12 protein-coding genes are annotated in these 16,339 nt (G+C 50.1%); 8 read left to right on the forward strand and 4 right to left on the reverse strand.

Features of this window, described 5'->3' with window-relative positions:
- Window positions 1–164 precede the first annotated feature (164 nt).
- The 4 genes from AC0VZ8_RS05160 to AC0VZ8_RS05175 are packed head-to-tail and all read left to right on the forward strand — an operon-like array spanning window position 165 to window position 4,774.
- Complete coding sequence (locus AC0VZ8_RS05160) at window positions 165–752, forward strand: TetR/AcrR family transcriptional regulator (RefSeq protein ID WP_475486231.1); 588 nt, start codon at window positions 165–167, stop codon at window positions 750–752.
- Window positions 753–790: 38 nt separating this feature from the next.
- On the forward strand, window positions 791–2,080 hold the full coding sequence (locus AC0VZ8_RS05165) for a cytosine permease (RefSeq protein WP_475486232.1): 1,290 nt from the start codon (window positions 791–793) through the stop codon (window positions 2,078–2,080).
- 4 nt (window positions 2,081–2,084) lie between these two features.
- A complete protein-coding gene (locus AC0VZ8_RS05170; protein WP_475486233.1) occupies window positions 2,085–3,200 on the forward strand; it encodes a DUF917 domain-containing protein in 1,116 nt (371 codons plus the stop codon).
- Entirely contained in the window at window positions 3,197–4,774 is a 1,578-nt protein-coding gene (locus tag AC0VZ8_RS05175; protein WP_475486234.1) for a hydantoinase/oxoprolinase N-terminal domain-containing protein, read from the forward strand. Before AC0VZ8_RS05170 ends, AC0VZ8_RS05175 begins: the two co-directional genes overlap by 4 nt.
- 278 nt (window positions 4,775–5,052) lie before the next feature.
- Here the strand turns inward: AC0VZ8_RS05175 and AC0VZ8_RS05180 are convergent, their stop codons facing one another.
- Both AC0VZ8_RS05180 and AC0VZ8_RS05185 read right to left on the reverse strand, forming a co-directional pair.
- Window positions 5,053–7,443 carry an MMPL family transporter gene (locus AC0VZ8_RS05180; RefSeq protein WP_475486235.1) on the reverse strand — a complete coding sequence of 797 codons (2,391 nt, stop codon included), beginning with the start codon at window positions 7,441–7,443 and terminating at the stop codon, window positions 5,053–5,055.
- A gap of 26 nt (window positions 7,444–7,469) precedes the next feature.
- Window positions 7,470–8,090: a TetR/AcrR family transcriptional regulator gene (locus AC0VZ8_RS05185; RefSeq protein ID WP_475486236.1), complete on the reverse strand. Its 621-nt coding sequence runs from the start codon at window positions 8,088–8,090 to the stop codon at window positions 7,470–7,472.
- Between the two features lie 335 nt (window positions 8,091–8,425).
- On the opposite strand from AC0VZ8_RS05185, the gene AC0VZ8_RS05190 reads away from it, so the two are divergent.
- Window positions 8,426–9,601, forward strand: coding sequence for a DUF4317 domain-containing protein (locus tag AC0VZ8_RS05190; RefSeq protein ID WP_194541054.1), 1,176 nt, complete (start codon window positions 8,426–8,428; stop codon window positions 9,599–9,601).
- Between the two features lie 358 nt (window positions 9,602–9,959).
- Here AC0VZ8_RS05190 and AC0VZ8_RS05195 read toward each other — a convergent pair whose 3' ends face one another.
- Entirely contained in the window at window positions 9,960–11,138 is a 1,179-nt protein-coding gene (locus tag AC0VZ8_RS05195) for an IS110 family RNA-guided transposase (RefSeq protein ID WP_475486237.1), read from the reverse strand.
- 298 nt (window positions 11,139–11,436) lie between these two features.
- Window positions 11,437–12,198, reverse strand: coding sequence for an MBL fold metallo-hydrolase (locus AC0VZ8_RS05200; RefSeq protein ID WP_475486238.1), 762 nt, complete (start codon window positions 12,196–12,198; stop codon window positions 11,437–11,439).
- 187 nt (window positions 12,199–12,385) lie between these two features.
- Here AC0VZ8_RS05200 and AC0VZ8_RS05205 point away from each other — a divergent pair, with 187 nt between their 5' ends.
- The 3 genes from AC0VZ8_RS05205 to AC0VZ8_RS05215 all read left to right on the forward strand — a co-directional run bounded on the left by AC0VZ8_RS05205 (window position 12,386) and on the right by AC0VZ8_RS05215 (window position 16,213).
- Window positions 12,386–12,835, forward strand: coding sequence for an Lrp/AsnC family transcriptional regulator (locus AC0VZ8_RS05205; protein WP_339221886.1), 450 nt, complete (start codon window positions 12,386–12,388; stop codon window positions 12,833–12,835).
- Between the two features lie 346 nt (window positions 12,836–13,181).
- Complete coding sequence (locus AC0VZ8_RS05210; protein ID WP_475486239.1) at window positions 13,182–13,886, forward strand: ABC transporter ATP-binding protein; 705 nt, start codon at window positions 13,182–13,184, stop codon at window positions 13,884–13,886.
- Window positions 13,886–16,213 (forward strand): ABC transporter permease, encoded by a 2,328-nt coding sequence (locus AC0VZ8_RS05215; RefSeq protein WP_475487641.1) that lies wholly within the window; start codon window positions 13,886–13,888, stop codon window positions 16,211–16,213. Before AC0VZ8_RS05210 ends, AC0VZ8_RS05215 begins: the two co-directional genes overlap by 1 nt.
- Window positions 16,214–16,339: the final 126 nt, after the last annotated feature.

The following is a 16,339-nucleotide window of genomic DNA, read 5'->3' on the forward strand; positions in this document are numbered from 1 at the left end:
TTTTTTGGTATGGGGATTTTATCCACTTTAGTACATGGTCCCGCTTGAATGTTGAACGTATAAAGATTGAAAGACAATTTGGCAGAGTCATCAAACACATTGATTTTTATGCAGAAAGTTGTATAATCTACTTAATTAACGTTAATTAAAATGGAGAAAAGGGGATGAACATGACCAGATCGAAGCTGAAAGAGGCTGCGCTTAGGTTATTCGGACAGAAGGGCTACGACGGAACGGCATTATCGGAAATCGCAAAGGAGGTCGGCGTCAAAACACCGGCAATCTACGCCTTTTTCGAGAGCAAGGAAGATCTGTTCATGACGGTCTTCGAAGAATCGATGAGCGCCTATAACGAATATATCCAAGCGATGGCAGAAACGAGCAAAGGAATGAGCACGGAGAAAAAATTGCACGCGCTGCTGCTTCGCCAATATGATTTCCACCGGGACAAGCAGGAGCTTGCCGTATTTGCCTTCCGGTACTTGGTTTTCCCGCCGGATTTCCTAATGGATCGGATGCAGGAGGCGTTTGGGCGTTTCGATACGCTTCTGAGCAGCATTATTGTCGAGATCATGCAGGAAGGTCTGGATCGCGGCGAATTAGCCATCGTCCCGATGGAGACGCTGGTGGATTCGTACCTCACCTTGATGGACGGGCTGGGCATGCAATATTACTACTATAAATCGCCGGAGTTGTTCGAACGGAAACTGAAACATGCCTTTGAGATGTTCTGGAGATCCGTCGAGGCTTAGGTTATCAACAAGATCGTACAGAAAGCAGAGGGTGGAACATGAGCAACGATACGAAAATAGAAGATTACGAACGGGAGCCCGTACCCCAGCATTTGCGGAAATCATGGCTCTCGATGGCATTCGTCTGGATTGCGATCGGCATTGACCTGTCCGCAATGTTTCTGGGTGCGCAGCTCGGCGCGGGCATGAGCATCGGCGACTCGCTTACGGCGGTCATCGTCGGTTCAGCCATATTAGGCATAATCGGAGCAGTCTGCGCATATGTGGGAGCCAAAACGGGCCTGTCGACGGCCATGATCAGCCGGTTTCTGTTTGGGAACCAAGGGGCGCTCATCGTCTCGGTCATTCTCGGCATTTCATCGCTGGGCTGGTTCGGCGTTCAGGTCGGCTTCTTCGCTTCCAACTTCCAGACGGCGTTAAGCGAGCTATGGGGTTGGCATTGGTCGCTCTGGGTACTGTCGATCATTGGCGGACTTCTGATGATGTCCACGGCGATCTGGGGCTACAGGGCGATTGAAAAATTAAGCGTCTGGTCGGTACCGCTGCTCGTCGTATTTATCATTATCGCGCTGGTCATGGCGCTTAACGGGGAAGGCGGAAGCACCGTCTGGGCACCGTTCGAGGGTGAGGCTGTGCCAATGGGGACGGCGATTTCGCTGGTTATCGGTATCTTTATCCTTGGAACGGCGCTGTCCCCTGACATCGCGCGCTGGGCCAAAACGCCAAAACATGCCGTTACCGCAGCATTTATCGGTTTCTTTGTCGGCAACAGCTTCATGACCATTATTGCAATCTTTCTGTCGCGTACGATGGATTCCGACGATCTGACGGGCATTCTTCTGACGCTTGGACTCGGTATTCCGGCGATCATCGTGCTGACGCTGGCACAATGGACGACCAATACGAACAATTTATATTCCGCTGGGCTGGGCTTCTCCGTCGTCTTCAAACGGGTGCCTAAATCCGTGATCACGATTATCGCAGGTCTCATTGCGACGGCACTTGCTTGCTTTGGCATTTATGACCGTTTTATGACGTTCCTGACGTACATTACGATGCTAGTCGCACCGCTGGGAGGCATTTATACGGCTGAGTATTTGTTGGTGAACAAAAATAGATTCTCGTTTGACGGGCTGGACAGCAATCGGAGCTGGATTCCCCGCTCCATCGTCGTATGGGTCATAGCCACGTTCTTCGGGTTCATGACAACGATGGCCCCGGATGGGCTTGGATGGTTCCAGGTGACGCAGGTTCCGGCGCTGGACAGCTTCTTGATGGCATTTATCGTACAAGCAATCATAGGCAAATGGGTAGTAAAGAAGGGATGAAAGCATGAACAAGGCAACCAGATTAACCACATTGGATGAACAGGCCATTGAATATATCGCGATCGGAGCTGCGGTGCTTGGCACGGGCGGCGGTGGAGATCCTCATGTCGGAAAATTGATGGCCATGGAGGCGATCCGCACGTTTGGCCCGGTTCGAATCGCCCAGCTCGAAGAGCTGGACGATGAAGGGCTTATCGTGCCGGTATCGATGATCGGAGCACCGACGGTGATGCTCGAGAAAATCCCTTCGGCTGAACAGCTGACCAAACCGCTTGATCTGATGGAGAGAGAGCTCGGCCGTAAGGTGGATGCCGTTATGCCGATCGAGGTCGGCGGCGGCAACTCGCTCGTTCCGGTCATTGCGGCAGCGCAGCGCGGAATTCCGCTCGTCGATGCCGATGCGATGGGGCGTGCGTTTCCCGAATCGCAGATGGTGACGTTCCATCTGGAAGGCATCCCGTGCAGCCCGGTGGCGATGGCGGACGAGCGCGGCAACAGCGCGCTGATGCATACGATTGACGGCGTGTGGGAAGAACGGATGGCGCGTGCGCTGACAGTGGAGATGGGGGGTTCTGCCTCCATCTGCGATTATCCGGTATCCGGCGCCCAGGCGAAGCAGAGCGCGATCGGCGGCACGCTGACGCTCGCCTATGAGATCGGGCGGACGCTGTTCGAAGCGAAGCAGCAGAAGCTGAATCCTGTGCGTGAACTGCTCACGAAGCTGAACGGCCATGCACTGTTCCATGGCAAGGCCGTGGATATCCGTCGCCGCATGGACGGCGGTTTTACGCGCGGTGAAGCGGTATTCGAAGGTACCGGCGAGAACAAGGGAAAAACGATGCGGCTGTTTTTCCAGAATGAGTTCCTGCTCGCTACCGTTGATGATCAACCGCTGGCGATTACGCCTGACCTGATTACGCTGTTGGATCAGGATACGGGCATGCCGGTGACGACGGAGAACTTGAAGTATGGTGCCCGGGTGACGGCAGCAGGTTTGCCATGCGATGACAAATGGCGCACGCCAAAAGGCATCGAGACGGCCGGGCCGAGATATTTCGGTTATGACTTTGATTATGTGCCGATCGAGACGTTGGCTTCGAAAGGAGGTGCGGCGAAATGACCCAGGTTACTACGACTGACACAAACCAGGTCTACCGTATCGGGATTGACGTGGGGGGCACGAACACGGACGCCGCCCTGCTGGATTCCGACTTGCGCTGCGTGCACAAGGTGAAGGTCCACACGACTGCCGACGTGAACGAAGGCATTGTGGAGGCCGTTCGCCGGCTGCTGCACGAAAGCGGCGTGAATGGAGCAGACATTCGCTATGCGATGCTTGGCACCACGCATTGCACCAATGCCATCGTGGAACGCAAGCATCTCGGCCGGGTCGGCCTGATTCGTATCGGCGCTCCGGCCACGACAGCCGTTCCGCCGCTCGCTGGCTGGGACGAATCGCTGCGCGCGGCAGTTGGGCCGCATAGCTATGTCGCCTCTGGCGGCTATGAGTATGACGGCCGCAAGATCGCGAATCTGGACGAAGAGGAGATCGCCGAACTGTGCCGCCGGATGAGCGGAGAAGTCGATGCCGTGGCGGTATGCGGCGTATTTGCTCCAGTGAATCGTGAGCAGGAGAAGCGGGTTGGAGACATCGTGCGCGAGGTGATGGGTTCGGACATGCCGGTTACCTACTCCAGCGAGATTGGCAGCATCGGATTGCTGGAGCGGGAGAATGCCTCCGTGCTGAATGCGGCGCTGCTGCAAGTCATTGCGGGCGTGGTGCGCGGCTTTGAGGAAGCGCTGAATGGCTTCGGCATTGATGCGAAGCTGTATATTTGCCAGAACGACGGGACGTTGATGAAGAGCGAATACGCGCTCCGCTACCCGATTCTGACGATTGCGTGCGGACCGACGAATTCGATTCGGGGCGCGGCGCATTTGTCCGGGCTGAGCGACGCGCTGGTCGTCGACATCGGCGGCACCACGACGGATATCGGCGTGCTCGTGCAAGGCTTTCCGCGCCAGTCGTCGGCAGCGGTGGATATCGGCGGCATTCGCACGAATTTCCGGATGCCGGACATTTTGTCCATTGGCCTCGGCGGCGGGACAATCGTCCGGCTGGATGACGCGGGCGGCGTGACGGTTGGCCCGGACAGCGTGGGCTACAAGCTGACGACACGGGCCCGCATCTTTGGCGGAGATACGCTGACGACGACGGACGTAGCCGTGAAGCTGGGCCGTGCAGAATGGCCGGGCACAAACGCGGATGCCGTGGACGAAGCGGTATGCGGTAAGGTGGATGCCGTCATGCAGCAGATTCTGGAGGATGCCATAGATCGGATGAAAACGAGTGCCGACCCGGTCGATGTCATTCTGGTCGGCGGCGGCAGTCTGTTGGTACCGGATACGCTGGCAGGGGCAAGCCGAATCATCCGGCCGGATAACTATGATGCGGCGAACGCGATCGGCGCAGCACTGGGAGAGGTTAGCGGCGAGTCGGAGCGGATCTATTCGCTGGACGACTGGAGCTATGACGAGGTTATCCGCGATGCGAAGGAAAGCGCCATGAACGAGGCAGCTGCAGCTGGCGCAAATCCGGAGACCGTACAGATCGTGTCCGTCGAGGACATTCCGATTGCGTATTTGCCGGGCAATGCGTTGCTCGTGAAAGTGAAAGCCGCGGGTAAGCTGTAACGCGCAAGGCATGTGCCTCGCTCGGCAGCATTAGCGCTGAGGAGTGTGTGCATAGCCTGTGAGCATTCGTATATCGGTGCTCGCGGCGAACGGCGCGGGACCAAAGTAACATGTAAAATGGCGGTACGGATCCAACTCCGTACCGCCATTTTTTATTTTGCAAGCTATATTCCCGCAACATGGGCAGGGTTTAAGAATCCGTAAAAGATTTAGGAACTCTTCTGCTTTAATTTCCAAACGATCAATGAGTCTGAGATTCCCCATTTATACGTTTCTTTTTATATCTTGGTGCTGCTCTGGGAGCTCTCCGCATGGAGCTTGGCTATTAGCTTGTCACCTTCGACATCAAGGTTCGGTAGTAAGCGGTCCAGCCATTTCGGAAGCCACCAGGCTTTATCGCCAAAGACCGCCATGACAGCTGGAACGAGTGTCATCCGGATGATGAAAGCATCGATCAGGATACCGAATGCCAGGGCAAAACCGATCTGTTTGATCATCGCGTCAGGTGCGAAAATAAAGCCCGCGAAGACAGAAACCATGATAATACCTGCGGCTAGCACGACACGGCTGGCTAGCTCGTAGCCGTGAACCACGCTTTCGTTGCCATGACGTCCATGGACATAGGACTCGCGCATGGAGCTGACCAGGAATACTTGATAATCCATGGCCAGTCCGTACAGAATACCGGTGACAAGGATCGGCATAAAGCTGAGCAGCGGTCCTCCCGTGTCAAAGCCGAACAGGGAGTGCAGCCATCCCCACTGGTAGACGGCTGTAGTTAAGCCAAAAGTAGCGAGAACACTGAGAATAAAACCTACGGTCGCTTTGATCGGAACGATGATTGACCGGAATACGAGCAGCAGGATGATTATCGATAGAATGACAATAATGCCTACATAAACAGGGAATGCTTCGGACAGCTTGGAGGACATATCGATGTTAATGGCTGTAAAGCCGGTCACGCCAAGCGAAATATTATTACTCGAAGCCAGACTGGAATCAGGAGAGCGCAGATCATGAACCAGGTCTCTTGTCTCCACATCCGTTGGGCCTGTTTTCGGGATCAGACTGATAATAGCGATATCCCCGGTCTCGTTGACTCCCATTGGGGATACAAGCGTAACGTTATCATGCATTTGTAGTTCTTGAATCAGCTTACCCAGGGTTTCCATCGAAATTTTGTCGGACTTTTCCTTCGGCTGGGCAACCAGCAGCAGCGGTCCGTTGAAGCCTTCCCCGAAGCCTTTGGAGATGACGTCATAGCTTTGGCGTGCTGGTGTATCCAAATTAGCCGAGGCCCCGGACGGAATGCCAAGCTCCATTTTTGTTACAGGAATCGCCGCTGTTCCAAGAACCAGGACCACCAGAATAATGATAACCCAGCGGTATTTCACCGTGGCATTTGCCCAGCGGCGGGAGAATCCATGGCTTGCCTTGTTTGCTGCGGCTGCGTTCTTATTGCGAGCTTTGGTTGTACAGATCTTTTCGCCGACCAGCCCAAGCAGGGCAGGCAGCAGGGTCAGCGCCAGCAGGACGGTGATTAGAACGCTGACAGCGGCAACTAGAGCCATGGTTGACAAGAAGCCGATGCCGATAACGAGCATGCCGCACAGGGCGATAATGACGGTTAGTCCGGCAAAGAATACGGCACTGCCGGCGGTGCCGACCGCCCGGCTTGCCGCTTCACGCGCGCTCAAGTTCTCATCGAGAATCAACCGGCGCTGGCGATTCACGATAAACAGCGAGTAGTCGATTCCAACCGCCAGACCGATCATGACGGCGAGAATCGGAGTGATGTCATTCATCTGAATCACATTAGAGAGGGCAAATGCGCCTCCAACACTGATCGCAACGCCGAGAAGTGCGGTGGCTAGCGGCAGCCCGGCGGCAACGATCGATCCCAGCGTAATAAACAGTACAACGGCGGCAACGGCTACGCCGATCGCTTCCGTTGATCCGATGGCTGGGGTGCTCTTCAGCGAATCGCTTGGAATGGCCGTGATACCGGAGCCTGCTTGCTCTACTTCTGTCACGACTTTGATGACGTCATCCGGGACGGAAGAGGGCAAGGACGTCTGCTGCACAGTAAACTGAAACTGGAACAGGGCGACGCTGCCGTCAGCGGAAAGCATGACGCCCGGAACAGGAACGCCATCCGCCATGAGCGGGCCGTAAGGAGCAGACTGGCCACCTGCCGCTGCTACTTGGCCATCAGCGGCTGAAGGGTCTACCTCAGTTGCCTGACCTGCAGTTGCTGATGGATCTACGTCGGTTGCCTGACCCGCTGCAGCTGGGTCCGCAGCCGCGGTTTGGCCTGCTGCGGCGGCTTGAGCGGCCAATTCCATCGGATTAATGATATATTCCATGTTGTAAACGTCATTGATAGCCTTCGCGAGCAATGCTGCACGTTCCGGTGTATCTAGACGTTCTCCGTCGGGCGCGGTAAAGGCGACACTCGCCTGGCCACCCGCAGCGGCGGGAAGCTCCTCAGCCAGCATATCGAGCACTTTTTGCGATTCTGTGCCTTCAATTTTCATTTCAGAGCTGGATTGAATGCCATTGATGCCGAGCAGGGTGCCTACGACACCGAGAACAACAATCCAAAACAAGATGAAATACCATGGCTTGGAGTAAGCTGATTTTCCTAATCGGTAAAGAAATGTTGACATGTGATTTTCTCCTTTGTAGCTCTAAGTTAGAAGCCGTTGCGTAAGTAAGCAAACATCGAATTCAAATACTGATCGAACAATATAGCACCAGAACGATCATCCTGTGCTTCTCCTGGCAGGAGGACGTTTAATCGCCCGTCCAGAATAGGAACGAACGCTCCATAGACGGCGCCGGCAAGAAGATGGGTATATCCGTCGGGATAACGTCCATGGGAGAATTGCTCAAGCACTTCCTGTGCTGCGGTCTGCAGGCGGCGCAATACGCTGAGAATATAAGGCTCAAGCGATGGATACTGCTTCGCGAGAGATACGAACTGCCTCAATTTATACAGAAACTCAGAAGTAAACTGCATCTTCAGCAAGTTGTACAGTGCATCAAGCGGAGTGGCATCCGGAGGGAAGCCCGCAAACTGCATCTTCGCATCTTCATTGGAGCTGCTGCCCATAAAATATGCCGCTACCGCTTCCTCTTTACACGAAAAGTAATTGGCAAAGGTCCTGCGGGAGTAACCGGCCTGCTGGACGACGTCATCAACGATGAATCCGTCCATGCCTCGTTCAACCGCAAGCATAAAGGAGGCTTCGGCCAAAGCATAGGCGGTGGCTTCCTTTTTTTTATCGCGCAAATTGGTTGGCTTGGAGTTCAAGACCCATATGCCCTCCTTTCAAGAATTCGGTTTAAACATTTAGAACGTTATTTAGTATAATATAATATTGCCCAATGGGCAATATTGCACAAAGGGAAAATTTGTTCATGGATATGTACCTCGTTGCCGCCTCCCAGAATGAAGCATACGGATAACTCTCGATCGCCAGAAGCAAATCGTCAATAAATCTGGTAGTATTGAACATGGACCTACGGAACGCACATGACTAAGTTGCAGCTGCTCAGCGGGTCTATTGTCACTTGCTATTTAATATAAAGATGAAATAAGATTGACAGGAACTGCTAATTTATTTTCTAGGGGTTGTCTTACAAGCTATGAACAAAAAAGAAGTCGCCAATATACGCAAGCAATTTAAGCTGGATCACGATTTAATGAATATTTACGATATTCTCAATGTCTATATTACGAAGGAAACGAATGAAATCTACCACTGGGAGCGCCTGCCGTTCGAGCTGGTGGATCGGGAGAAGCAAGAGTTATACATGGGGAATTTCAAAAAACTGCTGACCGGCGAACTGGATCAAAAATTGTTCGAATTGAGGTTCCAGGAAGCAGCGGAGGAACCGGCGCAGGTCATGCTTCACCAAGCTCTCGTGTCGGGTGATCCGGAAGAATGGCAGGACTTGATGCTGATGCTGGTGGATCGAATGCTGAAGGATGCCCAATATGAGCGGGATATGGTAGTCACATTCGTTCGGGGACAGTATTATTTGCCGACCAAGGCGAGAAACGATGAAGCGGAGGAGAGCGAGAAGAACGAGGTGTTCGCCCATCCATTCATTTTATGCAGCGTGAATTCTACGGAGAAACAACGGAAGACGCTCTTGTTCGATTATGTGGAGCGGGAGTTCAAGTACAATGTCATCGTAGATCCGATTATCAAGTTAAGCACGCCGGAGCAAGGATTCCTGTACCCTAGCGTGACGGACAATTATTCCGATGTGAATCGTATTTTGTATTGTACGGGAAAATCGAATTTTCCGGATCCGCATTTTGTCGAACAGGTCTTGAACGGGGAAAGATCCGTGACGGCACTAGAAGAGCGAGCGATCTTCGAGGATATCGTCAAGGAAGTGGCCGGCGAACAGCTCGATTCAGCCACCATTGCTCAGGTGTACGAGGAAATTAACCGGGTGATCGAAATGAACGAAGAGACGAAGGAGGAAGAACCTCCGAAGCTGGATTATAAAGATCTGGAGCGCGTACTGACCGCAAGCGGCGTAGAGGACGTGACGACCGAGAAGGTGGAGCGGGCATTCGAAACCATCGTGGACAACAAGAACTATGAGATGAAAGCAACCAGCGTCATGCCGAAGTATACTTCCAAATCCATTAAGATCGAAACCAAGGTAGCTACGATTTCGATTAGCCCGCAGGATTTAAGGTATGTCAAACAGGTGAATTTCCAAGGTAAACGCTGCATCATGATTGAAGTCGACGAAGATGTCGCGATTGAAGGGTTTACGCTGGCTTCAGAGACGCTTTTATAGACTCGTTCATCGTACAAGCTTCGGCGCGGTGCCGGAAACCTGAGACTATATAGGTATGCCATAAGTAAAAGAGGCTTGTGTTGCAATTTCGGATGGGAAGCATAAGAGTCATGTAGGTGTTGTTAACCTATATGACTCTTTTTGTGTTAAGTATGCTGCGGAAGAAGCGGCGATAAAGACCATAATGTCTGAACCCGCTTCTGTTGTTATTTAAAAGCATATTTTGGCAAGAAAACCAGCTAATACTTGTCAAGGATTTGGTGTTGGTGATTGGCGATCTTCTTGATATACTATTTTTAAGCAAGACAAAAAACCTTCATTGGCGTGAAGGTTTTGGATAAATTTGGATATTGGAATATTAGGATTGGTAGGGCTGGCTCTTACTAAGGATGGCGTATACGTGATGGAGAAGCTTGTTGGCGCAAGCGATCACGACCACCTTGTAGGGTTTGCCCTCTTTTCGTTTTTTATCGTAATAATCCCATATTTTGGGATTAGTTCTTCCACGAATACCGCACTGTACGGCTAAATATAAAGCACGACGAAGCCTCTTTGAGCTACGCTTCGTAATTTTTGAACTACTTGCCGTGAATTTCCCCGAACTGAATATCCCAGGATCCAATCCAGCAAAAGCAACAAGTTGTTTCGCTTCTTTAAACTGCCTAACGTCTCCAATTTCAGCGACAATCGCGGCTGCAAGTCTATCTCCTATTCCCGGTATACTTTTCACCAATTCGACCTCTGGAAGACTCGTTGCCATTTCATTGATCTGCTTCTCCAGTTCGCTCAGTTGCTCTGAAAATGCAAGCAGTAAGTCAACCATCCCGCGTAAAACGAAAGTTTGAGAATAACTTCTTGGCTGTTCGCTCCAATCAGACAGTGCTTCCTCGAGTTGTTCCACCTTAGCTTCCATCCATTTTCGTGAATGTGACCTTCCTACGCCTTTTTGAATGACCTCATGCAGATTCTCGACTTGACCTTCCAGACAACGGGCCAGCACGTTGAGAGATGTCACAGAAAATAGATCGCGAAATACCTTCTCATACGCTGGAAAAACTTGATCCAGCAAGGACCTCATGTTTAACTTCGCTTGCACATACATCCCCGTCACAAACTCATGTTGCCTGGTGACATGTTGAAGCTCTCTAAATGCCTCATCCCAAGTACGATGCGCGGTAACGTCTCCCCGATAATACATCTCGGCTAAATGCCAGGCATCTGCAGCATCTGTCTTTACCTTGCGCAACTGTGTTCCTTTCGCTCGTTTTGCTTGTAATGGGTTGACGATGAAATATGTCCATCCGTTGCGCTCTAGATAGGTGGCAAGTCCGCGGTGGTAATGACCTGTCGCTTCAAGAATAACGACCGGAGGCTGCATTGTCTTTGTCTGCAGCTCTGCAAGTACCTCCCCCAAATACTTAAATCCACCCTCCCCATGCGAGATGCTAATCATCTTCCCATACGGCTCATTCCGCTTTAAAAACGCTTGTACCACACTGAATCCCTTGGCTACGTCAACGCCGACAACAGGTTCCATAATAACCTCCCAATTCGTATTCACCGGCACTTCCTACGATGGTTCCAAACCCATAGCTTCGCTTGTGATGCGAGGTCAAAGCCTCTACCAGCTCAAACATGGTCATTGGGGTAGTAGGAAAACAGTTTTTTTGACGGGGTCTACGCCCCTAAAAGACCCACGTTCTCCCGGCTACCGCCATCTTAATGCACCTAAGAAAAAAGGCCAACCAGAAATCTCTGGCTGACCTAATAATACGAAAAAGACCCCAGAAGCTCTTAGGGTCTTGTAGGAACTTTGGCTTTAATCCATCGATACACTAAAACGTGTAGGATTCCCCGTCATTTGGGATCAAAACATTAGAGGAGATTCCTTTTTCGTTAGTAAAGATATTTAATTCTTCCCTTGATAATGTCCAATGATTAACTGCTTCCATATGGACAGATATAATTTTTGCCTCAGGGGCTGCTTTATATACTTGGTAGATATCCTCTTTCCCCATTACTAGAGATCCGCCTTGAAGGAATTGATTATCTCCTCCATTTACAACAATGATTTCCGGTTTGTGTGTTTCGATTGCTTCCCCAACAGCTTCATACCAAACCGTATCTCCAGCAATGTACAATGTTTTCTCGCTTGGGTGCTTCAAGACAACACCGCACACATGTCCGGCAAGTTGTAATATTTCTCCTCTGCCGTGTTCGCCTTTAGTTTTAACTAATCGAATATCTCCAAAGGCTGAATTTTCTTGCAGCACTTCTACATTTTGAAAACCGGCGTTTCTGACTTCTGCTGCGTCTTCTTCGTTTTGTACAAACATTTTAATATCTTTTGGCAGCGCCTCTTTAGCCGTATCGTCCCAATGGTCTAAATGTAGATGAGTGACTATCACAGCATCTAAGTTGCTGATAATATGGTCAACCGAGGTTGGCAAGCCAACCAAAGGATTGTTTTGATCTTGGCGTAACGAATTAGGGAAAGGCGGATACGAATCTTTTTCTCCCAAAAAAGGGTCGATTAAAAACTTCTTCCCTGCATATTGGACAACAAGTGTCGCATTTCGAATGAGTTGTATTTTCATGGCAATAGACTCCTTTTTTGATTTGGATATAGTTTACTCAACGGCCAGGTAACCAATACGGGTTCCCTTTGTCAACTTTGGGATAAGGGTTGTTGTATAGTAAAATGATAAATGACATCTTGAATTTAATCGATGCTTTGATGAAACGCTTTTACATGAAATCATTTCACGGTGAAAGGATTATGGTATGCAACTTGATCAAACGGATTATCAGATCCTTCGGTTACTAACCGAAAATTCTAGGATTCAATGGAAAGACTTAGGGAAACAAATTCATATGACTGGACAAGCAGTAGGCAATCGTATCAAAAAACTTGAGGAGAGCGGTGTAATTACAGCCTATTCCCTAATCATCGATGAAATGAAATTAGGGCTTGCTTATACAGCATTTGTTATCATTCATATGAAAACAGCCAATCACGATTCGTTTATTCGTTTTATAATGGATCAACATGAGATAGTTGAAGCACATCGAATCTCGGGAGAAGGCTGTTACCATTTAACGATAAAAGTTTCATCCCAAGATCAGCTGAACCTTTTTCTTAATAAACTTCTCGATTATGGGAATTACAGCTTGAATCTGTCCATACAAAAAATCAAACAACGCAGTACGTTGACCGCCGCACCAAATGAATAGCAAAAGCTTCATTCGAGGATGCCGTCATCGAAGGCTTTACGCTTACTACAGAGAATAAAAGGATTGTGTTGCAATTTCAGATAGGAAGTATAAGAGTCATGTAGGTGTTGTTTACCTATATGACTCTTTTTGTGTTCATGATGCCAAAAGGGAGAAGCGGCGACAAAGATCCTTCTGAAGACCGATACGTAAATACATCGGCTGCAGGAAGAAATATCCACGAGGCTAGTTATGATGGATATAGAATGAAACTAGCGGTTAGTGAGAAACGGTAGTTTCTTTACAAGAGACCGGGAATGGCGGGCAGCCCAATTCCGGAAATTTTCTGTGTGGGGAGATGTACGAAGTGACAACGTTAATCGAATTCAAAAACGTAACCAAGGCCTATCCAATCGGCGAAGTGACGATTCAAGCCCTTGCGGGTGTTGACTTCTCCATATTAGAGGGGGAATTCGTCGTTATTCTAGGGGCCAGCGGGGCGGGGAAAAGCACGATTTTGAATATCCTCGGCGGGATGGATACGGCGACCTCGGGGCAAGTGTTGGTTGGGGATCAAGAGATTACGGGATGGAGCGAGAAGAGATTAACCGAATACCGCGGCGAGCAGGTTGGCTTCGTATTTCAATTCTATAACCTGATTCCGAATTTGAATGCGCTCGAGAACGTGGAATTTGCGACAGAGGTATGTAAGGACCATCTGGACGCCCGTGATATTTTACATAAGGTTGGACTAACCGATCGGATGAAGAATTTCCCTTCCCAGCTCTCTGGCGGCGAACAGCAACGAGTTGCGATCGCAAGAGCGGTTGCCAAGAACCCCGCGCTTCTCCTCTGTGACGAACCCACCGGTGCTTTGGATTATGTGACAGGGAAATCGGTCTTAAAGCTTCTTCAAGATTTGAACCAGGAAACGAAGACATGCGTCGTGCTGGTCACCCATAATTCGGCCATCGCGCCGATGGCGGATAAAGTGATCCGCGTCAAGAGCGGGAAGATCGAGAGCATCACGATCAATGATCACAAACAAAGCGTTGAAGGGATCGAGTGGTGATGAAGATTTTAGCGTTGAAATTATTAAGGGACATGAAACAGTCGGTAGGACAATTCATAGCCATAGTTTTGGTAATCGCGGTGGGAGCCTTTTTCTACACGGGACTGGTCACATTGAGCGACAATCTTAGCGGCTATACGAAGGGGTATTTTCAAGAACATAATCTAAGCGACTTGAACGTCTATTACAGTCAAATTTCCGCAGAGGATGTGGCCGATTTAGGAGGCATTGAAGGCATTCAACTTATCGAAGGGCGTTATACCGTCCAGGCCGAACAGGCTTTTGAAGATGATAAAGCTGCATTAACGGTGCACTCAATCCCCGTACCGAATGCAATCAACACATCCAGGATGATGGAGGGCTGGATGCCAGCAGGGCCGAATGAGATCCTATTGGACTCCCACTATGCCGAGGCGCATCACTTCCGTGTCGGTGATTCCATCAGCCTCCGTGTGAATGACAAGGACATGACGTTCACGATTAGCGGCCTGAATGAGAATGTGGAGCATGCCAAGAAGAACGAAACCCAGGACCATCAAGCTTATGGAATCGCTTATATCCCCGAAGAGACCATTCCTGAAATTGCAGGCGGTATGTTCTACAATGAGATCCTGATTGATGCCAAGGACGGTTACGATATTGACCAGTTAGGCCAGGCCATTGAAGCACATTCCCAGTCCCTCCCTTATATAAGCCAGGTCAGTAAAGAACGAACCTTCAACTATTCCCAGACCCAGCAAACGATTCATAATAATAAGCTGATGAGCAGGGTGATCCCAATCGTTCTCTTTTTGATCGAAGCGGTGATCCTGTTTCTGATCATGTCGAGGATTATAGATTCACAGCGCAATCAAGTGGGCATTATGAAGGCATTAGGGGTGAAAAAAAGAAGCATCATGCTCCATTACATAGGCTACCCCGTGCTGGCAGGCGTCATCGGCTCCATCTTGGGCTATGCCATCGCCGCCGCCCTGTTCATTCCACTCATTACAACGTCAATTGGAAGATCCTACTCCCTGCCCGACCTGACGTTCACCCTTTCGTTTTTTACACTCCTACCTCCGATGATCTGCTCTAGTGTTTTTGGCATGCTGTCCTGCTATTTCAGCGGCAGAGCGATTTTGCAAGAACGTGCTGCCCAGGCGATGCGTCCGAAACCGCCGAAGAAGATGAAGAAGCTGCTCATCGAGAAAGTTCCAGGGATTTGGAGTCGGCTGTCCTACAGCAACAAGATTATTCTAAGAAATATCTTCTTAAATAAACAAAAAGCATTCGCGAGCTCCGTTGGCGTTGTGGTCAGTACGGTTTTGTTGATCACGGCTTTTGGCACGCAGACGGCCCTGCTCAAGGTAGCTGGCCAGATTGAAGAGGTAAATACGTATGATTTACGAATCGATTATGCGATGGGATCGTTCCCGGATCCGGCAGCACTACCCTCTGGCATTGCAGACCATTATGGGTTGTCCACCTACCCTGTAGAATTCATCCAAGGAGAAAACAAAGAAAACGCTGCGCTGGTGGTTACGGAGCAGGATAATGAGCTGATTCGCTTTTATGATGAACATGGCAACCGGCTCTCGTTAGAAGATCATGGCGTGCTGGTACCGAAATCTTACGCGGATCAGTATCATATTGCTGAAGGGGATACGATCCAGCTTCAATTCACAGCACCGGAGCTTAACCAAACCATTGTCGATATGAAGGTTCTGGACATCTCTACACAATACTCGAATCCGTCGTTCTACAGCACACCGGGTTATATGAAGAGCTTGGGTATCGACTACGATCCCACCTCGCTGTTAGTGAGCGTCCATAGCGCTGCCGATCTGGAGGGCGTTCGCAGCTTCTTTGAACAGGACCCTCAGGTGGAGGCCATTGCCGATAAGGACGACCTCAAGAAATCAGCGCAATATATGCTGAAGCAAAACAGTTTTATCTTCATCATGTTTATCATCTGCGCCGTCATTCTGTCCTTCGGCGCCATCTACACGATCTCTTCCATCAACATTTATGAAAGGAATCGTGAGCTGGCCACCCTGAAGGTATTAGGTTATCCCAAACGTAAAATTAACCGGCTGATCTTCTCTGAGAACATGCTGTTAACCGCTTTTGCGGTCATTGTCGCCCTGCCGATCAGCGGTTATGTCTATTCCCTCATCATACAGGCGCTTTCGAGTACGCATCAGCAAATTCCGGATCAATTAAACCTTGTGATTATGCTGGCATCGGTTGTGCTGGCGTTCATCCTGACCCTCCTCTCCAACCTCATGCTTCGGAAAAAAGTGACGCGGATTCATATGATCGAGTCGTTGAAGGGTGTGGAGTGAAATGGATGCCCGCAAATAGTACAGAGTACCGGTATGAAGGAGTATCTGCTAGCGATGCAGATGCTGTGGTGCAGTTCGAGGAGTACCATGCTGAGAACATGCGGCATATCATGAGATGATCGCTAA

The sequence above is a fragment of the Paenibacillus sp. QJM3NY_38 genome (genome assembly GCF_056173265.1).